The sequence below is a fragment of the Sphingomonas sp. CCH9-E2 genome (genome assembly GCF_001557215.1).
Taxonomy (GTDB): domain Bacteria; phylum Pseudomonadota; class Alphaproteobacteria; order Sphingomonadales; family Sphingomonadaceae; genus Sphingomonas.
Genome location: NZ_LSJM01000414.1, coordinates 1 through 19,091, shown reverse-complemented (window position 1 = coordinate 19,091; position 19,091 = coordinate 1). Strand labels below are relative to the sequence as shown.

The 19,091-nt window shown below is 64.9% G+C and carries 17 protein-coding genes, 1 tRNA gene and 1 pseudogene; 8 read left to right on the top strand and 11 right to left on the bottom strand.

From position 1 onward, the window contains the following. The 7 genes and pseudogenes from AX681_RS22655 to AX681_RS18685 form a co-directional block, all read left to right on the top strand. Window positions 1–486 (top strand): annotated as a pseudogene (locus tag AX681_RS22655) (sodium:proton exchanger); the annotation flags it as partial. 8 nt (window positions 487–494) lie between these two features. Further along, on the top strand, window positions 495–2,378 hold the full coding sequence (locus AX681_RS18705; RefSeq protein WP_066657987.1) for a tetratricopeptide repeat protein: 1,884 nt from the start codon (window positions 495–497) through the stop codon (window positions 2,376–2,378). Between the two features lie 4 nt (window positions 2,379–2,382). After that, entirely contained in the window at window positions 2,383–2,616 is a 234-nt protein-coding gene (locus AX681_RS22150; RefSeq protein ID WP_156442630.1) for a hypothetical protein, read from the top strand. A 530-nt stretch (window positions 2,617–3,146) separates the two neighbouring features. After that, entirely contained in the window at window positions 3,147–3,704 is a 558-nt protein-coding gene (locus AX681_RS18700) for an RNA polymerase sigma factor (protein WP_066657989.1), read from the top strand. Further along, on the top strand, window positions 3,704–4,708 hold the full coding sequence (locus AX681_RS18695) for a FecR family protein (protein ID WP_066657991.1): 1,005 nt from the start codon (window positions 3,704–3,706) through the stop codon (window positions 4,706–4,708). Before AX681_RS18700 ends, AX681_RS18695 begins: the two co-directional genes overlap by 1 nt. 98 nt (window positions 4,709–4,806) lie before the next feature. Further along, window positions 4,807–7,740, top strand: a complete 2,934-nt coding sequence (locus AX681_RS18690) for a TonB-dependent receptor domain-containing protein (protein ID WP_082737868.1) — start codon at window positions 4,807–4,809, stop codon at window positions 7,738–7,740. A gap of 89 nt (window positions 7,741–7,829) precedes the next feature. Further along, window positions 7,830–9,854, top strand: a complete 2,025-nt coding sequence (locus tag AX681_RS18685; RefSeq protein ID WP_156442631.1) for an Atxe2 family lasso peptide isopeptidase — start codon at window positions 7,830–7,832, stop codon at window positions 9,852–9,854. Here AX681_RS18685 and AX681_RS18680 read toward each other — a convergent pair. From AX681_RS18680 to AX681_RS18650, 9 genes are all read right to left on the bottom strand, one after another. Further along, a complete protein-coding gene (locus AX681_RS18680; RefSeq protein WP_066658000.1) occupies window positions 9,828–11,597 on the bottom strand; it encodes an asparagine synthase-related protein in 1,770 nt (589 codons plus the stop codon). The genes AX681_RS18685 and AX681_RS18680 overlap by 27 nt on opposite strands. Continuing rightward, window positions 11,594–12,250 (bottom strand): lasso peptide biosynthesis B2 protein, encoded by a 657-nt coding sequence (locus tag AX681_RS18675; protein WP_066658003.1) that lies wholly within the window; start codon window positions 12,248–12,250, stop codon window positions 11,594–11,596. Before AX681_RS18675 ends, AX681_RS18680 begins: the two co-directional genes overlap by 4 nt. A 59-nt stretch (window positions 12,251–12,309) precedes the next feature. Next, a complete protein-coding gene (locus AX681_RS22145) occupies window positions 12,310–12,441 on the bottom strand; it encodes a benenodin family lasso peptide (protein ID WP_197421830.1) in 132 nt (43 codons plus the stop codon). A gap of 107 nt (window positions 12,442–12,548) precedes the next feature. Next, on the bottom strand, window positions 12,549–12,680 hold the full coding sequence (locus AX681_RS22140; protein ID WP_197421831.1) for a benenodin family lasso peptide: 132 nt from the start codon (window positions 12,678–12,680) through the stop codon (window positions 12,549–12,551). A gap of 93 nt (window positions 12,681–12,773) precedes the next feature. Next, a complete protein-coding gene (locus AX681_RS18670; protein WP_066658006.1) occupies window positions 12,774–13,352 on the bottom strand; it encodes a GntR family transcriptional regulator in 579 nt (192 codons plus the stop codon). Further along, a complete protein-coding gene (locus AX681_RS18665; protein ID WP_066682608.1) occupies window positions 13,349–14,233 on the bottom strand; it encodes a phytanoyl-CoA dioxygenase family protein in 885 nt (294 codons plus the stop codon). The genes AX681_RS18670 and AX681_RS18665 overlap by 4 nt, the downstream gene beginning before the upstream one ends. A gap of 9 nt (window positions 14,234–14,242) precedes the next feature. Further along, entirely contained in the window at window positions 14,243–14,869 is a 627-nt protein-coding gene (locus AX681_RS18660) for an acyl-homoserine-lactone synthase (protein WP_066656243.1), read from the bottom strand. A gap of 82 nt (window positions 14,870–14,951) precedes the next feature. Continuing rightward, window positions 14,952–15,701 (bottom strand): LuxR family transcriptional regulator, encoded by a 750-nt coding sequence (locus tag AX681_RS18655; protein WP_082737795.1) that lies wholly within the window; start codon window positions 15,699–15,701, stop codon window positions 14,952–14,954. 681 nt (window positions 15,702–16,382) lie between these two features. Further along, window positions 16,383–16,457: transfer RNA gene (locus tag AX681_RS18650), tRNA-Thr, on the bottom strand. A 64-nt stretch (window positions 16,458–16,521) separates the two neighbouring features. On the opposite strand from AX681_RS18650, the gene AX681_RS22650 reads away from it, so the two are divergent. Further along, on the top strand, window positions 16,522–16,686 hold the full coding sequence (locus AX681_RS22650; protein ID WP_156442554.1) for a hypothetical protein: 165 nt from the start codon (window positions 16,522–16,524) through the stop codon (window positions 16,684–16,686). A 7-nt stretch (window positions 16,687–16,693) separates the two neighbouring features. Here AX681_RS22650 and AX681_RS18645 read toward each other — a convergent pair whose 3' ends face one another. Beyond that, window positions 16,694–17,065 carry a VOC family protein gene (locus tag AX681_RS18645; RefSeq protein WP_066656242.1) on the bottom strand — a complete coding sequence of 124 codons (372 nt, stop codon included), beginning with the start codon at window positions 17,063–17,065 and terminating at the stop codon, window positions 16,694–16,696. A 61-nt stretch (window positions 17,066–17,126) separates the two neighbouring features. Continuing rightward, window positions 17,127–18,929, bottom strand: a complete 1,803-nt coding sequence (locus AX681_RS18640; protein WP_066656241.1) for an aminopeptidase P family protein — start codon at window positions 18,927–18,929, stop codon at window positions 17,127–17,129. Window positions 18,930–19,091: the final 162 nt, after the last annotated feature.

Below are 19,091 nucleotides of genomic sequence, written 5' to 3'. Positions count from 1 at the left end.
CCCGCCGTGACGATCGCAATCCTGTTCGTGCTGTCCGGCCGTGCCGCTTCTGGGCTCACCACGATGATCTCGGACAAGATCAATCAATGGACATTGCTCGTCGGCATGTTGCCACTGGCAATGTCGCTCGGCGCCGGGGGCCTCACCGCGCTTCCACTCGACGGGCGCCAGCACGAGGAATTCTTTCTTACAGCCGCCCAGTCGCTATTTGGCATCGCCCTGCTTTTGCGACTGCGCCTCCATCTGTGGGGCGCTTTCGCGCTGGCTGTCCTGTTCCTTGCCCAAGTGGGACTGGCCTTGCGCTTTCTCGGTAACGTCCCGGCGACGATCGAGACCCTGACCTGGCTGGCTTGGGCTTACTTGGCGCTTGCGACAACACTTTTCGCCGTCAACTTCAAATTCCTCGGCGATCTCCTGCGCATGGCTTTGCTTTCCCGGCATCCGACTCCGCAGCAGCCGGCAAAGCACGGTCGGAACGAGGCATGAGGCGAGCGATGGAGGACAAAGCGCGTCGTCAGCTCTTCGTTCAAGCGCTGCGGTCGGCGGCCGAGCATTTCGGCGCGGGGCGGTGGACCCACGCCACCGATGAGGCCCGCGTGGCGCTGAATCTGGCGCCCGGTGACGCCAACGCGCTCAATCTGCTCGCCAGCGCGACGATGGAGAGCCAACGCCTCGACGAGGCGATACCGCTTTTCAAGCGCGCCGTGGCCGCGGAGCCCAAGAGCCCGTTCTTGCGTTTCAACCTGGGAGAGGCCCATCGCCGCTCGGGCGCCTACGCGCTGGCCGTTCCCTGCTTCCAGCGCGCCGCGGCGCTCAAGCCGGATTTTGCCGAAGCCCTCGCTTTGGCGGCGGAATCCCTCCTCATGATCGGGCGCGAGGATGAGGCTGAACGGCATCTCGAAAAGGCGCTCAAGCTTGCCCCAAGACTGCCCTCCGCCTTGCACGGTCTCGGCCTCTTGCAGTTGCGGCGCGGCGCGCCGGCAGCCGCGATCCCGAATTTCCTGAGTGCCTTGGCGGCGATCCCGCCCGGCCACTCGCTTTATCCAAGCCTCATGGCGAACCTCGGGAGCGCCAATCTGCAGATTGGCGAAGGTCTGGCGGGGTTTGAAGCGCTCTCCCATGCAATCGAAGCGCGCCCTGACGACGCCAGTCTCTGGAACCTCCTGGCAAGCGGTCTGCGGCACACTAGCGTGGCGCCGCAAGGCGAGCGGTTTCGTCGTATCCTGATGGCGCTGTTCGATCGCAGTGCCGTCAATCCACGGAATATAGCGACTGCTGCCATCGCTTTTCTAAAGCACGATGACGAAGTCGCCGGTTTGTTGGACCGAATCGACGACTGCCATGGAGATATCGCGTCGCTGCTGCAAGGCGATCCCGTCACCGCGTCGCGTCTCGTGGGAGACAAACTATTCCGCAAGCTTCTGGCCACCGCTCCAGTTCCGAGCGGGCCGGTTGAGCGGCTTCTCGTACAGCTTCGGTCGGACTTGCTTGCGGCAGCCGAGGGATCGCTCGCAATCGGTGATGATGAGCTCGAATTGACGATTTGCCTCGCGCATCAATCGTTCCTCAACGAATACGCCTATTATGCGACCCTCGACGAAGAAGAACGGATCGACAAGCTCATCCACGCGCTAGACCGAAGCGACATCGGTGAACGCGCGGGAGACGTGTTTGGTGTTGCGATCGTCGCCGCCTACAGGCCATTGATACATACTTCTCTAGCGCCGCGCCTTGTCATGGGCGGGTTGCCGGAACTCGTTGATGTTCTCCGCGAGCAACTCGCGGAGCCCAGCCAGGAAGCTGAAATCCGCGCGCAGCTCCCGGTATTGAAGCCCGTGACGGATGCGACTTCGCTGGCGGTCCAAGGACAATATGAGGAGAGCCCCTATCCCCGCTGGACCCGCTGCAATGCCCGGGATCCGCTCCCCTTCAAATATGCGTTGAGGCGCGCGCTTCCGCACCTTCACCCAAAGGAGTTGCGAGACGTTGTCAATCCACGGATATTGATCGCGGGTTGCGGCACCGGGCTGGAGGTGATGCGCGTCGTTAACAGCTACGAGCGAGCTTCGGTCCTGGCTGTCGATCTGAGCGCAGCTAGTCTTGCCTATGCTGCCCGCAAGACAGGCGAATCCATGTGCGGGACTTGCAGTGCTTGCCAACCTTCTCAAGCCGAATGCCCCAATATCGCTTGGTCTTTACAGCCAAATCGGTCGGCGGGCTGTGGTAGAAGCGCGCGCGTATATCGATCGGCTAGGGTATCCGGCGACGGTCAACGGTATTCGGTCGCTGCGGCGCGACCTCATGGTACACAAGCCGCCAGAGCTCGAAGCGATCTTGAGTCCTGCATCCGATTTTTGGACCACGTCGGACTGCCGTGACCTCGTGTTTCATGTTAACGAACATCGCTTTACGCTGCCGCAGGTAGCTGAAATGCTGCACAATGCCGCGTTGGATTTTTTGGGTATCGAGTTCGGCCACGAAAGCGACCGGACGAGATTTTTATCAGGGCAAGCTGGCGCGACCGCAGTCCAGGACATCGCGGCTCTGCATCACTTTGAAACTGAACATCCCGAGGTGTTCGGAGATACGTATCGAATCTGGGCGCGGCGACGCTGAACGCGGGGGACTAATGGTGCGTGCGCTGCGCCTTCTGCGAAGGCGTCAGGGTCCGCGCTTCTTTGGCCCGCGTGGCACGCTTGCGACCGGCCGGGGGTCACGGCGGCGGCTGGCCCACAGGCCCGCGCGCACGCCGCCGCGACGGCCGTCCGCCTGCAAGGGTGCGTCTGTTTGTGGCGCCTGCGGCGCGTGCGACTTTTAGGTCGCAGTCCCTGCGAAGATTTGTCCGAAGTGGTTGCGATTCCTTGCTTTTGCGATTGGCTTGCCTTTTGAACCGTTCCAATCCTAGTCTTGGAATGCGCCGCTCAAAGTGTGGCGCCGAGGCGTGAGAACCTCGTTTGAGATCCCTATCCAGGCACTAGCGGCCGGGTGGCCGACGCGTATGTTCAGGCCGTTCGCGGCTAAAGGCGTCGGCGCAAGTCCTCAAACTTGTTCTCAACACCCGGCTTCTGCCGGCCCGTCTCGCTTGTGGGAGACGGGGCGGTGGCGTTGGTGGCCGAAGAACATCTTTGCCGGTGCGGGGACGCTTGATGTCGCCGCCCGCGCCCTCGACCGTTCCGGCGTTCAACGACCCCGACGACGCGAGTGCGAGCCCGCTCGGGATCGAGATGATCTACCGAAATGAGCGCCACGCATTGGTCCGGTTCATCACGCGCTACCGGTCCAATCCCGAGGACGCCGGCGATGTGGCCCAGGAGGTCTTTCTCCGCGTTGCGCAAAGCGAGCAGGGGCGAAGCGAACCGATCGCGCGGCCCCGGGCTTTTCTGCGGCAAGTGGCTCGCAACCTGCTGCGCGACCGTGCAAAGAGCGCGGCGGGCCGGGGCGAGCTGTTGCACGTCCCGTTCGAAGAAGACGCCATTTCGGTGGCGAATGAAGTGTCACGACTCGAAGCACGCGATAGTCTCGCGCGCATCGAGGCGGTAATGCGTCGGATGAAGCCCAAGACTCGGGAAATATTCATGGCGCATCGCCTCGACGGCCTCAGCTACTACGAAATCGCCGAACGGACCGGCATGTCCGTCTCGGGCGTCGAGAAGCAGATGGCCAAGGCAATGACGATGCTAATTCAATACGCGGGCAAGGATTGATGCCGGGTCCCGGACCTGACGACAGCTACAGCCCTGCCGTCGCCAAGCAGGCAGGAATCTGGTTCGCGCGGATGCGGGGTCCCGATCGCGAAATGCTGCGCCCAGAGTTCGAGCGCTGGCGCGACGCAGATCCTTCGCATCGCCAGGCCTATCAGGAGGCCGGCGGGCAATGGCTCGAGACTGGCGGGCTCGCCGACACCGAGATGGGGCGCAACCGTAGCCTGCCCGAGCGCAGGCCCCCGATCTGGGAATTGCCGGGTGCGCGACCGGCCTTCGCGGCGGCCGCCTTGCTGTTGGTGGTGTTGGCAGGCTTCTGGTTCCTGCGCGCGCCGAGTGGAGCGCCCGACGGGACGCTGGTTGCAGTCGCCGAGCCGACAGTGTCTCGTGTGGGCGAGATCCGCACTGTGAAGCTGGCGGATGGATCGACGGTGACCCTCGACACCGACAGCGCGATCGAGGTCCGCTTGTCGGGCGATTTGCGCCTTGTTCGGCTCGTCCGGGGACGTGCCCGGTTCGATGTCTCCCATGATGCGACGCGGCCGTTCAGGGTCGAGGCGGGCGGCCGGACAGTCACGGCGCTAGGCACCTTGTTCGATGTCGGGTTCGAGCCGGGAGGGGTGAGGGTCAGCCTGCTTCGCGGTTCGGTCGATGTCCGCGGCCTCGCGCCCGCGGGTAGCGTCGCGGCCGTCACGCGGCTTTCGCCCGGTGAGTGCTTCACCGACCGGCTACGCGCACCTCAGGTAGTCAAGGCACCGCCTGGTGCGCAGCAATGGGTATCCGGCATGCTCGATTTCGACGGCGTGCCGCTGGGTGACGTGCTCGAGCAGACCAATCGTTATTCGGCGCGCAAGATCCGCCTGGGTGACCCGTCGCTCGCGGGTCAGCGCGTGACGGGGGGCTTTCGGCCGCTTCCGGTCGATGAGCTCGCCGCAGCCCTGGCGGCCGCCTTCTCGCTGCGCGTCGAGCGCTCGCCGCAAGGCGACCTGATCCTGCGACGCCCATAGACTTAACGACCCCCGAATTATTTTAGGCGGGTTTTCCGCCAAACCTCGTCTCGCACCCCAGACCGCCAAATCGGCGGCGCCAAAATGGGGAGCGAAAGATGCGGATGGGGAAAATGGGTGCGCTGGCTTTGGCCGGTACCGCGATGGTCATCGTTGCGCCGGTGGCATTTGCGCAGGCGGACAATGCGCGCGAATTCGACATTCCGAGCCAGGATCTGGGCGCAGCGCTGCGCGCGATCGTGCAGCAGTCGGGGACGCAGGTCATTGCGCCGACCAAACTGGTGGCGGGTCATCAGGCGCCGGCGCTGAAGGGCAAATTCCGTCCCGAGGATGCGGTCTCGCTGTTGCTTCGCGGCAGCCGGCTGCGCGTGGTGTTTGTCGGCAACACGCTGGTCGTGCAGCGCGACGATGCCGCCCAGGAGGGAAACGCACCCGCTGAGGGCGAGGGCGAGATTCTCGTTACCGGCACGCGCATCCGCGGCAGCGGGCCTGTGGGCGTTCCGGTCATTACGATCGACCGCAAGGGGATCGCCGAGAGTGGCTTCTCCACCACGCAGCAGATCGTCCAGTCGATTCCGCAGAATTTCGGCGGCGGTGCGAACGAAGGCACCAGCGGCCTGCTGACCGCGGCCGGGAATGGCAACGTCAGCCGAGGGAGCGGGGTCAACCTTCGCGGTCTCGGCCCCACGTCGACATTGCTGCTCATCAATGGCGACCGGCCGCCTCTCTCGGGCGCGACCGGGACCTTCGCGGACCTTTCGGTGATCCCCGCCTCGGTAATCGAGCGGGTCGAGATCGTCCCAGACGGCTCTTCCGCAATCTATGGATCGGATGCCGTTGCTGGCGTGGTCAACGTCGTCACGCGCGACAACTTCCGCGGCGCGGAGACAAGTTTCCGGATCGGCACCGCGGATGGCGATGCGCAGGAATATCAGTTCAGCCAGCTGTTCGGCGTCAAATGGTCGTCCGGCAATGCCGTCATCGCCTATGAATTCTATCAGCGCGACAATCTTTCGGCCGACGATCGTCCCTATGTGTCCGAGGACTTGCGTCCATTCGGCGGACCCGACCGCCGTGGCATCTATTCCAACCCGAGCACCATCGTCGCCGGTGGCGTGAACTACGCCATTCCCGCAGGTCAGAACGGGGTCGGACTGACGCCGGGACGATTGCTGGCAGGCGTCTCCAATCGCGGCGACGGCTGGGACGGCGTCGATATATTGCCGGAGCAGCGCCGCCACTCGCTGTTCCTGTCCGTAAGCCAAGACCTGACGCCTAACCTGCGCTTCTACGGACGCGGACTTGCGACCTGGCGGCACTTCAATGCCGCTGTGCTCACCGGCAGCTTCTCGCGGCGGACGGTGCCGGTCACAAATCCCTTCTATGTCGATCCGATCGGCACGCACCAACCGGTGGGCGTGAACTACGACTTCCGGCGTGATCTCGGCAACGAACGGTACGACGGCGCGGTCGCAGCCTATGGCGTGACCAGCGGGGTCGAATGGACGATCGGGCGGTGGCGCGTCGATGCCCATGGAACCTGGGGTCGTGTCGACGAACGTTATGACTATCTCAATCGCGTCAACAGCGCCCGGCTGGCGCTCGCACTGGCCGACACCAACGCCGCTACCGCTTACAATCTTTTCGGGGACGGCGCTTCGACGAATCCCGCGACGATCGACTCCATTCGTGGGTACAACAAGTCGAGCTGGAACGGTCTGGTCTGGTCCGCGACATTGCGCGCAGATGGTCCGCTGTTCAGGCTTCCGGCTGGCGACCTGCGCCTTGCGGTCGGCGGAGAGTATCGCGAGGATCGCTACCGCGACGGGATCAACATCGCCTACACTTCCACGCTGATGCCAGTGAACACTGCATCGACGCCGCTGCCAGGTCCGCGGAAGGTCAAGGGCGTCTATGGCGAATTGCTGATTCCGGTGTTCGGGGGCGACGCGCACATTCCGCTGTTCAAACGCCTCGACCTGTCCGCAGCGGTCAGGGCCGAAGACTACAGCGACTTCGGCCGCACCACGAATCCCAAATTCGGCTTTGCGTGGGAGCCGTTCGGCGGGCTTGCCTTGCGCGGAAGCTGGGGCAAGTCCTTCCGCGCGCCGGGGTTCAACGATCTGCGCCAGGATCCCGCATCGATCGGGTATTTCGCATATCCGCTCCCCGATCCGACCGCGCCCGGCGGCACGTCCAACGTTCTGATCATGCGCGGCAGCGATCCCAATCTGCGCCCTGAACGGGCGACGACTTGGACGCTCGGCGGCGACCTCAAGCCATCGTTCCTTCCGGGATTTCGTGCGGGGGTCACCTGGTTCAACGTCAATTATCGCGACCGGATCGGAAGCGTCGCCTCGAGCCTCTTCAGCTATCTGGTCAACCGTGACATCTACGCGCCGATCCTGACCTTCAATCCATCCCCGGCGCGCGTCGCCGAACTGTTTGCCTCGCCTTACTATCTCGACTTTTCCGGATTGCCGCCCACCGCGCCGATCCTGGCGATCGCCGACGCGCGAACCCGCAATCTGTCGGTGGTCAAGCAGTCCGGGCTCGACGTGGATCTCGAATATGGGTTCGACCTGGGCGGCGGCAGGGCCGAACTTGGTGCGGTCGCGACCTACATCTTCCACATCAATCAGCAGCTGACCGAAACCTCGGCGCCGATCAATGTCGTGAACACCGTCGGCAACCCGATCGACCTCAGGATCCGGGGCCGCGCCGGGTGGAGCAATGGTGGCTTCGGCGTCACGGTCTTCGCCAACTATGCCGACGGATACGTCAACAAGACGACCTCACCCGCCCAACGCGTCTCGTCCTGGACCACCTTCGACCTCAATATCGGCTATAGCTTCCAGCGCGAGTCCGGTCCGCTCCATGGCCTCAGGGTATCGCTCACCGCGAACAACATTCTCGACAGCGACCCGCCCTTCGTCACCTATCTGGTCGGCACGCTGACGACAGGTTTCGATGGCGAGAATGCCAGTCCCCTTGGCCGCTTTGTCGCACTCCAGGTCACCAAGTCGTGGTGAGATACCTGCTCGGTACTGCCACGTTGGCCCTTGTCTCCTGCTGGACCGGAGCGGCGCACGCAACGCCTCCGGCCTGTAGCGAGCGCCTGTTGCCGCCCTCCCCCGGGGCGGCAACAGGTCAACGGGCCATCACCGCCCGCGACCTCATTGAACTGCGCGATTTCGGCCGGATGGACGACAGCACGGGCAGCAGGTCCTTCAGCCTGTCGCCGGACGGGAAGCGTGCGGCGCTGATCATCAGGCGGGCCAATCCCGATACGGATGGCTATTGCATCGGTGTGGTGCTGGTTACGCTCGACGGGCGCACCGCTCCGCGCCTGCTCGATACCGGGGGCCAGTTCATCCAGACGGTTACCGACCCTTATGGCGCTTCCGGCGTGCCGAGCGGACTTCCTCTGATCGACGCGCCGGTCTGGTCGCCTGATGGCAGGTCCCTCGCCTACCTCCGGCGCGATCGGGACTTGACCCAGCTTTGGCAGGTCGGGCTGGACGGCGCGCCGGCGCGCCAGCTTACCCAGCTCACGACCGAGCCGAGAAACCTCTCCTGGTCTGTCGATGGGCGGAAGCTGCTCTTCACAACGCGAAGCGGCTACGATGCTGGCATTGCAGAGATCGAGCTCGAGGCGCGTTCCGGCTTCCACTATGATGAACGCTTCTGGTCGATCGCCTTCGCCAGGCCGCATCCCAAGTTGCCCGTCGCAACCGAGATCAACGCCCTCGACCTCGCTAACGGCGCGATCAGCATGGTAACGCCTGCTGAAGCCAAGGCGATGGCGACGCCCGGCGAAGGCGGGGCGCCTCCCAACGCCCGGCTGTTCGCGCAATCGCCCGCTGGTATCAGAGCGTGGGTTGCGGAAGAGGATACAGCACGGCCGCGTGGTGGAACGTTGCTCAGGATACAGTCCGGAGGCAGCTCGGTTTCGTGCGATATTCCGCTGTGCCGAGAGCCGATCGGTGGCATGTGGTGGCTCGACGGCAAAACCTTGCTGGTTCTACGCGCCGGCAACGTCCTGAACGGCGGACGCACAATCCTATTTCGTTGGCAGCCCGGATCGGCCACTGCGCCGCGCGCCCTTCTCGATACCGAGGATTGGTTGCCGCGCTGCGAAATTGCGCCAGACGCGCTGATCTGTGCGCGCGAGTCCGCAACGCGACCGCGGACTCTGTCGCGCATTGACCTTCGGTCGGGTCGAGGATCGACGCTGTTCGATCCCAATCCGGAGTTTGCCGAGGTGCGTCTCGGTGGCCATGAGCGATTGGCTTGGAGTGACGGTGACGGAGTGCGCACCTATGGCGACCTCGTGCTCCCGCCGACGCACAAGCCGGGCGACCGCCACCCGCTGATCATCGTCCAATATCTCTCCCGCGGCTTCCAGCGGGGCGGGCTCGGCGATGAGTATCCGATCCAGCTCTTGGCTTTGCATGGCTACGCCGTGCTCAACTTCAACGCGCCGAAGGAGTCGCCGGAAGCGGCGGCCGAGCCCGACGATGTCGCGGCTCAGCGCATCAAGGTCCGCGGTTGGTCAGGACGTCGGCGGATACTGGTCGCACTTGAAGCCGGCATCGATGCTGTGATCGCGCGCGGGGTCGTCGATCCCGAGCGCATCGGCATCACGGGCATGAGCGACGGCGCCAGCACCGTGCAGTTCGCGCTCAACAACACGAACCGGTTCAAGGCGGCGATCGTCTCCAATTGCTGCGACGAGCCCAGCGCGGTTTTCACCGTGTCCCCGGCCTATGGCGCGACAGTGGCGGCGGTCGGCTATCCGACTCCCGGAGAGGACGGCCAAGCATTTTGGCGCTCGCAATCGCTCACCATGAATGCAGTTCGACTGCGCGTCCCGTTGCTGATGAATCTGGCGGACGGGGAATTCCGGATGGCGCAGGAGCCGTTCAGCGCTCTGAAGGCCCATGGCGTACCCGTCGAGATGTACGTTTTTGAGGACGAATGGCACACCAAGCGCCACCCAGCGCATCGGCTTGCCATTTATGAGCGCAACCTCGCCTGGTTCGACTTCTGGCTACGCGGCGTTGAATCGCCTGACCCCGAGCGTTCCGCCGAGATCGCGCGCTGGCGGGCATTGCGTTCAGCGTCCGCAGGCGGAGTTCACTGAACGGCTCTGCCAGTGGCTGACCCATGCCTCGACGTCCACCAGCGCCATCAGCTCGGGAAGCAGATCCACCTTTGCTCTTCCGCCAAGATAGAGTTCGACCAGATCTCGGTCGATTAGGTGGTGCCGTGCCAGCGCGCCGTCGAGCAGCATTTCGCGCAGCGCCGGCAGGTTGGCGCGGATGACTCGGTGGACGAGCGCATTGAACGAGACCTTGGTTCTCCGATCGATGACGGAGTCGGGCAAGATGCCGCGAAACGCCTCACGGGCGATCGCGCGATTGTTGCCGCCGAGGCACCAGTACCAACTCGGGATCCGAACGCAGGTCTCCAGGATCGGCTGTGCCATCAGCGGCGCGAGGTAAGGCGCCAGTCCCTCGCGACCATAACCTTCGAGATGATTCTGAATTGCGGTGATCGACCAGACGTGCCGCCGCTTGCCCGGGGCGACGCCTTCCGGCGCCTCAAGCCATGGATTGTCTGCCGGCCAAGGAAGGGTCTCGCGTGCCGTCGTGGCAAGGAATGGGTTCGTCATCGGGCTCGGCATCGATCCCGCGCGGCGAACCGATCGGCGCAGCGCCGTTAGCAGCACCCGCCAGACGTTGGTGCGCGACAGGCGTGCGATATCTGCCGCAGTCTCCAGAACCCCCTTGCCGAAGCCTTCCGCGCGCAACCGATCCAGCACCGGCAACACCGAATTCAGGAGGCAAAATACGCTGTCACCGCCAGCACCGCCGAAGAAGGCGTCCGAGTCCCGTTCTCTCGCCAGCGCCTGGATGGGCCGATCAAAGGCCTTCGATAGCGTGCGGGCGCACGGCCTTGGTTGCCGCCAAGCATCGCTTTGTCCGATGTCGACCGTCGTGAAGTCCGCTACCATCTCGGTAAGAGACAGCCCAAGGTGCGAAGCGACCGCCCGTGCCCAGGGGAGTTCGTTGGCATCGCCCGGTGCCGGTCCGAATGTCAGGCAGTGCGCGCCCGCCGCCCGGGACAAGCCTGCCGCGACGATCGCGGAGTCGAGACCGCCGGATATTTCGACCAATGGATGTTCGAAACAGTCTCCCCAAGCGCGCAGCACCCGGCTCGCTGTCTCGCGCAACTCCCCTGTCGCGACATTGCTATCCGCAAATTGCATGGCCGGGTCGGCGAAAGTCCAAGGCGACCAGACGCACCGAATGTGCGTGCGCCCGGTCCGGATGGTTAGCGTGACGCCGGGGAGGATTTCGCTGATGCCGCGCAACGCGGTCCTGGCGGGACGCATATCTCGATAGGCAAGTGACTGGGCGATGACTGTCCAGTCGAATGTGGGGACGATCGGCAAGTGATCGAACAACAGATCGGGCCGCGAGGTTACGATATGCACATTGTCGTGCTCTAGGTGATAGCAGGCCACCGTCCCTGACGGGTCGCGCAGCACCTCGACGCCGTCCTCAAGTTCGCGCACGGCCACGTAGCCGCCCCAACAGCGCTGGAGAAGGAGGTCGACTGGAGCACCGGCCAGCGCGTCTCCCTGCGCCTCAGCGATTCTCGAATAGTCTTGGCGGTTGAAGACATGGCCCCAGAGTACGCCTCGCTTCCCGGGGATATCGAAATGCGCCGCGGCGGTATCGCCAAGCATAACGAGGCTCGGCCGGTCGACTAGCCGGCCCAGTCCCTGCTTAGCTTCCATATCTTCGGTGAGAGTCCGCAGCCAGGCGGGCGGCGAATTGGGCGCGAGCGGGATGCACGCGACAAAGGCGCTGTTGTTCATAGCGCCAGGATCGGAGTGAAGCTCGACACATTGTCGTAGCTGTCGTTGAGCAAGGCCTCCTTGGTCTGTAGCCAACAATGCGCCGCGAAGGGCTCGGCAACCACGCCGAATATCAATTGTGCGCTGACGCCTCGGCGGGCGAGCCAGCTATCCAGGGCAAGTGAGTCGAGCAGGCAGTTACGCGCGATAGGAACGAAAGGCCGGGAACGCTCGAAGGTCGCGGCGAGCGTCAGCGTTGCTTGTAGATCCCCATTCAGCGGCAACGGCGCTCGCGTGTGCCTGGTCGACACGATGCGCTCTAGGGGCATCAAGCGTAGCGAAATCCAGGTTGCGGCAACTTGGCGGGCCACACTGACGGTTCGCGCGGCAGGTTCGGATCCAGCAGCGAGCTTGGCAAAACCGTCCGGCACGAGGATGCGGTCCTTCAGGGCGTTGGTCGGAATGGGATCCGATTCACGGCGCACCCCTGCCTTCTCCAGCATATGAGCGGATGCGGGAGGCGGAGCTGAGTTGTGGCGCTGTTCCAGCCAGGCCCGCATTTCTCCTGCGATGGAGTCGGGCACGCAGAAATAGCGATCGCGCCGGAGATCCAGCACGATCAGCTTGTCCGAGGCGATGCAGACGGTCGCGTGCGGTAATATTCGCCAGATCATCGATAGTGGCCGATCCCCGAGCTGGTCAGCGGTCCGGCCGATCGCCGGGCCGCCTCCGGTCAGTCGCGGGAAAGTCCCAGCGGCAGGATCAGTCCGATAAACTCGAAGATGCCGGTGCAGCCACCGCGCGTCTCCGTGGTGGCAGCGCCGAGCTCGATGAGCTCGTCAGTATCGTTTGTCTTGCGGTCCATCATGTCTCTCCACCGTCATGGGTGGCGACGCAGATCGGCTGTGGTCGATGCGCCGCGCTTCCCGGGAACGGCACCGGCCCGGCATGCGCCGGGCCGGTGCGCGCTGCTCAGTCGTCCGAGATCCCCGGGGGAATCACGAGGCCGGCGAGGTCGAACTGACCCTTGTCGCCGCCCTGGGTCTCGGCGCTGGCGACGCCGAGGTCGATCAGGTCGACGGTTTCGTTGGGTTCGCGGTCCATGATCATTCTCCTGTCGCGAGATGCGACCAAGAGAAGATTCGCCAAGCTGGCGGTTATAAGAAGTTTATAATCGGATTATAATCGAAGGACCTGTCAGGCGGCTTCACGGCGCCGAACTAGGTCGGGGACCGCCTTCATTCGGCGAAGATGATAGCGCCGGATTGCTTGCGGAAGTCCGCTGTCGATTTTAGCAAGCTCGTCGAGTTCGCCGAGCAGCGGCTCCAGAACTTCCGACTCGAGCAGCCGGAACGGATGCAGGCGATCACCAACACTCGAAATGGCGAGTCGTATTTCGCGATTGGGCGCCATCTCGCCGATGCGCTCGAACAGCAGCGCTGTTCTGGATGCGATTGTCTCATCCTCCGGCTCATCCATGGCGAGCGGATTGCGAGCGGTACGCACCGCCATCAGGACGAGGGCCGAATGCCACTCGTAGAGATCGCGGAGCGCCGCCTCGCCGAGCCGCGGCACATGAAATCCTTCGCCGGCGCTCGCTTCGACGAGATGCTCGCCCACCAGGCGCTGCAGGACATCGCGTACCGGCGTCATGCTGACACCCAGCTCTTCGGCGATGCGGTTCGCTTCCAGGCGCGCGCCGGGCGGGTACCGGCCCTCCCGCAGCATCTGCTTGAGCGTCGCGTAGCTCCGCTCCATCGCCTGGAGCGGGCTCATGCGGCTTCCTCCTGGCCCATCCGGTGCGCGGCGACGGCCTCGGCCTGGTCAGGCCGCAGTGCGTCCACCGCGCCGATATGGTCGGGCAGGTTTCCCGTGAGGAGGAGCGAAGGGCATACGCCCTCGTAGTTGCCGAGGTTGGGGCGGTGCTGGCGGTAGCCGACCAGGGCGGCGAGCTCCGGCGAGAAGCCCCGAGCGATCGCTGGCGGATAGGCGAGCCACTGGTTTTCATAGGGCTTGAGCCATCCAAGGCAGTAGCTGACCACGACCGCCTTGCGGACCTCGCCGCTGCGGTTCGCGCCTGCGCCATGCAGCGTCGAGCCCAGGAACAGGAACGCGTCGCCCGGCCCGAATTCCGCGACGATCGAACGCTCGGGTGTCGCCTCATTGAGAGCCTGGCTGCCGTGGCTGCCGGGATAGATGATCGTCCCGCCATTCTCGACCGTGAAGCGGGTGAGCGGCCACATCACGTTGACGAGATACTCGACCTCGCCCTTCACGCCCTGCCACATATCCTGGTCGCGGTGCGGGAATTGCGCCGGGGCGCCCGGGTGCAGTGCGATCGCCTGCATCAGGTTCAGCTGGAGCGTGTCGCACCATGGCGAAAGCACCGCCTCGCTGACGGCGAGGATCAACGCGTCCATGGCCAGCGCGGCGGCATGCGGCGAACGCTTCAGCAGGCTCCCGAACCGCTTGGTCCGGCCGCCATAGAAATCGCCTTCGCAAAAGGGCGTCGCCTCGTAGATGGGCGCGAGATCGGCATCGAGGGCATCGATGGTCTCGCGAGGGAGCGCGTTCGGGATGACGCACCAGCCCTGGGTCATGAGCAGGTCCAGCGCGGCGTCGAAGCCGGCGGGTTTGGCGTTCGGATCTTGTGTCATGGCGATACCTCAGGCGTTGGCGGCGCGGCGCGCCCGCATGTCGTGGGCGGTAAGGGGCGACCAGACGCCGCCTGCGGCCAGTTCAGCCGGCGTGTCGGGCGTGATCGCGATCTCGAGCGCGCCGAGCAGGCAGCGGCCGTTGGGAAGGGGTTCGCCGAGCGCGCGGCATTGCCAGCCGAAGCTCAGGATCTGCTGCAGCCACGCCATCTCGGCGACGCCCGTATAGGTATCGATGCCGGTATCGAGCGCATGCATGGCCAGGGCGGAGACGAGCTGATTGCGCACCAGGCGCCGCTCGGCGGAGCGCAGCTGCCGTCCCAGGCAGAACCTCGTAATTTCCCAGACCCGTGGGCCTCGTGGGATTTCGCCGGCGCACAGCGCGGGGAAGAGACCGTCCAGGATGTGGGGGCGCGTCGTCGGCAGAAGCCTGGCCGACGCCAGATGCTCGTTCGCGCTGTCGGTGAGGATCAGGTAGCGCGCGTGCTGGTCGTCGAACTGGTCGATCTCATAGCGCCCGTCCAGGACCGGCAGGTCCCATTTGAGCAGATCGATAAAGACGCTTTTCCGCGCGGCGAACATCGACCGGAACGCGGTGTCGGCAACGGTGTCGACAGTGGAATCGACGAGAACAACCATGGCGCAAAACCCCTCGAAGTGACGAGGGGCCAAGCATCCCGATCAGTGCCGGTCGGCGGTATTCCAAGAAATGGGGATAGCGTCAGTGCTTCAGGATGTCGGAGAAGCTGATCAGTCCGTCGAACAGCGCCCGCACCGCGAGGAGGGCGCGTTTCTGGACGCCGTAGCGCTCGCGGGCATGCTTCAGATGCTGGATCACCGTTTCATGGCCAACGCCAAGGATCACCGAGATCTCCCAATCGGTCTTGCCGCGGGCCGCCCAGAGCACGCAGTCGCGCTGTCGGTCAGTGAGGATGGGAGACTGATCGGCCAGGACGTCGCGCGATCCGGAGATGCGCCTGGCCGCCTCGAATGCGAACGCGCCGATCAGCTGGCACACGAACTGGAACTCGTCGGGGAAGGCATGTCCGGCATCGACTGCGAAGGAGCAGGACCCCAAGGCTTCGCCGGGCACGCTGGCGGGAATGGTGAAGCCTTGACCGATCCCGATCTCATAGGCGCGCTCAAGCACGCACCTGTCGTCGGGCGTCAGCTTGATCATGTCGGGGACAGCGGACCAGGCGAAGCCTACGCTGGCAAGGTTGCAGGCCCTGTGGATGGGATCGGTGCGGCCGAGGCCGCGTTCGTCGAACCATTCCTCCCAGCTCGACGGATAATTGTGGAGCCGGACCGCCGGACCCGCCTCCCTGCCGAAGTCGATGTGGTGGGTTAGCGCGAAGTAGCGCACGCCCATGTCGGAACAGGATTGGATCAGCGCGTCGTGCAGCGCCTCTCGCGTCGGCGCGAAGCGCGCATTGTTCACGAAGACTTCGGCTACTTCGAAACGCGGCATGACCACCCTGGCCGCACGCGGGCGCGGACCTCAAGCCGCTTTCCCCCCGATACGCCCCATACTGGGCTCATGGCCGAACAACTTCTCAAGGGAGCCGGTCGAGCGATTGTGTGCGCTAGATTGCGCCAAACTGTTCCCTTGTAAACAAATAACTATAGTTGATGCGGTTTGAAGCAGACCAATTCACCAGTTGATCGGTCGGAAATCCGCGAAATTATCACAGGCGGAACGTGCTCATCCGGCAGAAGCGGGCGAGCGACTATCATGGAGATAGATGTTTGCCTTGCTCCAGTGGAGTTTAGTTTGGCGCCGGGCCTTGGAGGACTCCAAATCGTGGCCGACTATCATCTGCATATTTGGGAAACTTTCGCCCATGCCAAGTATCGCACCACCGTCGAGAGCCGCCCAACCCGCCCAAGTTCAATGACCCAAACTTCAGCCGCCGCAGCGAGCTGCTACTCACCCGAAATGCCTCGATGCGAATCACTGACGCGGGGGCTGCAGCGCGCGGTCTGGTCGAGCCGGGTTCGAGGCTGAATACGCCTTCCGGACCCCGATTTTCCTACGCTGGCGTATCCGGCGCCGCGAATCCTGCTGCTTCCGATATGCTTCCAGTTGGGGGATGGCCCGCCGCCGCCTCACTCGGAGGCGGCGGTAAGTCATTGATTTCGGTCGGGGAAATGGTGCTGCCGGTGAGGATTGAACTCACGACCTCAGCCTTACCAAGGATGCGCTCTACCACTGAGCTACGGCAGCACTCGGCGCGGGCGGAAAGTCCGTTCCACGCTGGGAGGCGGCCCTTTCGCGCGGGAGCGCCCCATTGTCAAGGCGCAGCGACCCGGTTTATCGCCGCGCCATGACCGACGCCGACAAAAAGGCCCGCCTCGCCGCCGCGCTCCGCGACAATCTGCGCAAGCGCAAGGCCCAGGCGCGCGCCACGGCGGAGAAGCCCCCGGTCCCGCCATCGCCCGAGCCCGGGGACTGAGCACGCGTCACCCCTTCATCAAGAAGGCGTTGAGCTTGTTGCCGTCCGGATCGCGGAAATAGGCGGCGTAGAAGCTGTCACCGCGCGGCCCCGGTCCGCCCTCGCAGCGCCCGCCCTGTTCCAGCGCGATCGCGTGGAGCCGGTCGACCTGCGCTTCGTCCTTCGCCTCGAACGCCACCATGACGCCATTGCCGACGCTCGCCGCATTGCCGTCGAACGGCCGCATCAGCGCCACCCCCGCGCCGCCACCCGGCGTGCCCCACGCGATTGCGCCGTCCCACTCCATCATCCGCGCGGTGCCAAGCTCCGCCGCGATCGCATCATAGAATGCCGCCGCGCGCGCGAGGTCGTTGGTCCCCAGGGTCACATAGCCGATCATGACGTCCTCCCGAATCGTTACGGGTGGAACGTATCGCGAACATCGGCGCTCGACAAGCGCGTCAGCGCGCGTTGATCGGCCGGCACTTGCCCTCCAGCCACACCCGCTCCTCGGGCGACAGCTGCGGGCCGAGAATCTCCAGCACGCGCGCGTGATAGGCGTCGAGCCAGCGCCGCTCTTCCTCGGTCAACAGGCCCGGCTCGATCAGGTCGCGCTCGATCGGGGCAAAGGTCAGCGTCTCGAACCCCAGCATCACCGATTCGGCGCCGGGAATGTCCTTCTCGACGACCAGCACCAGATTCTCGATGCGGATGCCGAATTCTCCCGCCTTATAGTAACCCGGCTCGTTCGACAGGAACATGCCCGCGCGCAGCGGCTCGGCCGGGCCGCCGCCGGGATAGTTCGGCGCGGCAATCCGCTGCGGCCCTTCATGCACCGACAGATACGCGCCAACGCCATGCCCCGTACCATGGCCATAGTCGCAGCCGACTTCCCACAATGGCCGGCGGGCAAAGGCATCGATCTGCCCCCCGGTCGTCCCCGCCGGGAACACCGCCGTGGCGATCGCGATATGGCCCTTGAGCACGCGGGTGAAGCGGTCGCGCATCTCCTGCGTCGGCTCGCCCACGGGGATCACGCGGGTGACGTCGGTGGTGCCATCCTCATATTGCCCGCCCGAGTCGACGAGGTAGAGGTGGCCCTGCTCGATGGGCAGGCTCGACTCCTCGGTCACCTTGTAATGCGGGATCGCGCCATTGGGGCCGGTGCCGGAAATCGTGTCGAAGCTGAGATCCCGCAGCACGCCGGTTTCCTCGCGGAACGCCTGCAGCCGAGCGGCGGCGGACCATTCGGTCACCCCGCCCTTGGGCATCTCCGCCTCGGCCCATTTGAGGAACCGGGCGAGCGCCGCGCCGTCGCGCGCCTGCGCCGCCTTGTGGCCGGAAATCTCGACGTCGTTCTTGATCGCCTTGGCCAGCACGACCGGATCGCGCGTCGCCAGGATCGTCGCACCGCCTGCGTCCAGCGCGTCGAAGATGGCTGCGACCGAGCCGGCCGGATCGGCGGCAACCCGCTTGCCCGCGAACTGCGCCAGCGCCGGGGCAAAGGCCGCGCGGTCATGCACCCGCACGGCATTGCCCAGATGCTGGGCAACGTCGTCGCCAACCTTGTCCTTCGCGACGAACAGATCGGCGGTGCCGTCGGCATTGACGATGGCATAGGCCAGCGCGACCGGCGTGTGGCTGACATCCGCCCCGCGCACGTTGAACACCCACGCAATCGAATCGAGCGCTGAGAGCACCACGGCATCCGCCTTACGCTCGGCCAGCCAGTCGGCGATCTCGGCGCGCTTGCTCGCGCTGGTTCGCCCCGCGGCATCGTCGCGCTGCACGATCAGCTTGGCGTCCGACGGCGCGGGCTGGTCGTCCCACACCGCGTCGACCGGGTTGCGGCTCACCGCCACCAGTTCCGCCCCGCGCTCGGCCAGCGCCTTGCGCGCCTCCTCGACCCAGCCGCGCGTGTGCAGCCAGGGATCGTATCCGATCCGCCCGCCCTGCGGCGCATGGTCGCGCAGCCAGTCGGCGATGCTCACCTGCGGGACGGGCACATACTCCCAGTTCGCGCCGTCGACCTGCTGGCGCACCTGAATCGTATAGCGTCCGTCGGTGAAGATCGCGGCGGCCTCGGGCAGCACCACCGCGCTCCCCGCGCTCCCCTGAAACCCGGTCAGCCACGCGAGCCGCTGCGCGTACGCCCCGACATATTCGCTCATATGCTCGTCGGTCAGCGGCACGACGAACCCGTCGAGCTGATCGCGGCTGAGCTGCTCGCGCAGGGCCTGAAGGCGGGCGGCATAGGTCGACATGGGAATCATCCTCGGACTGCTTGGGCGGCACGATCGGCCCGATATGGGAAGCCAACGCCGCGCCGTTAAGCCGCTCTGGTGGCGCAAGCGCGGCGGGTTGAAAAGGGGGGCTGTTCATCCTCCCCCGCCAGGGGGAGGTGGCGCCGAAGGCGACGGAGGGGG

What these genes read in the sequence shown, in the direction of transcription:
- AX681_RS18640 (WP_066656241.1), bottom strand. Translation starts at nt 18,929, where the DNA reads ATGTCGACCTATGCCGCCCGCCTTCAGGCCCTGCGCGAGCAGCTCAGC.
- AX681_RS18675 (WP_066658003.1), bottom strand. Translation starts at nt 12,250, where the DNA reads ATGATCTGGCGAATATTACCGCACGCGACCGTCTGCATCGCCTCGGAC.
- AX681_RS18695 (WP_066657991.1), top strand. Translation starts at nt 3,704, where the DNA reads ATGCCGGGTCCCGGACCTGACGACAGCTACAGCCCTGCCGTCGCCAAG.
- AX681_RS18665 (WP_066682608.1), bottom strand. Translation starts at nt 14,233, where the DNA reads ATGACACAAGATCCGAACGCCAAACCCGCCGGCTTCGACGCCGCGCTG.
- AX681_RS22145 (WP_197421830.1), bottom strand. Translation starts at nt 12,441, where the DNA reads ATGGACCGCAAGACAAACGATACTGACGAGCTCATCGAGCTCGGCGCT.
- AX681_RS18705 (WP_066657987.1), top strand. Translation starts at nt 495, where the DNA reads ATGGAGGACAAAGCGCGTCGTCAGCTCTTCGTTCAAGCGCTGCGGTCG.
- AX681_RS18690 (WP_082737868.1), top strand. Translation starts at nt 4,807, where the DNA reads ATGCGGATGGGGAAAATGGGTGCGCTGGCTTTGGCCGGTACCGCGATG.
- AX681_RS18680 (WP_066658000.1), bottom strand. Translation starts at nt 11,597, where the DNA reads ATGAACAACAGCGCCTTTGTCGCGTGCATCCCGCTCGCGCCCAATTCG.
- AX681_RS18700 (WP_066657989.1), top strand. Translation starts at nt 3,147, where the DNA reads ATGTCGCCGCCCGCGCCCTCGACCGTTCCGGCGTTCAACGACCCCGAC.
- AX681_RS22140 (WP_197421831.1), bottom strand. Translation starts at nt 12,680, where the DNA reads ATGGACCGCGAACCCAACGAAACCGTCGACCTGATCGACCTCGGCGTC.
- AX681_RS18645 (WP_066656242.1), bottom strand. Translation starts at nt 17,065, where the DNA reads ATGATCGGCTATGTGACCCTGGGGACCAACGACCTCGCGCGCGCGGCG.
- AX681_RS18655 (WP_082737795.1), bottom strand. Translation starts at nt 15,701, where the DNA reads ATGCCGCGTTTCGAAGTAGCCGAAGTCTTCGTGAACAATGCGCGCTTC.
- AX681_RS18670 (WP_066658006.1), bottom strand. Translation starts at nt 13,352, where the DNA reads ATGAGCCCGCTCCAGGCGATGGAGCGGAGCTACGCGACGCTCAAGCAG.
- AX681_RS18660 (WP_066656243.1), bottom strand. Translation starts at nt 14,869, where the DNA reads ATGGTTGTTCTCGTCGATTCCACTGTCGACACCGTTGCCGACACCGCG.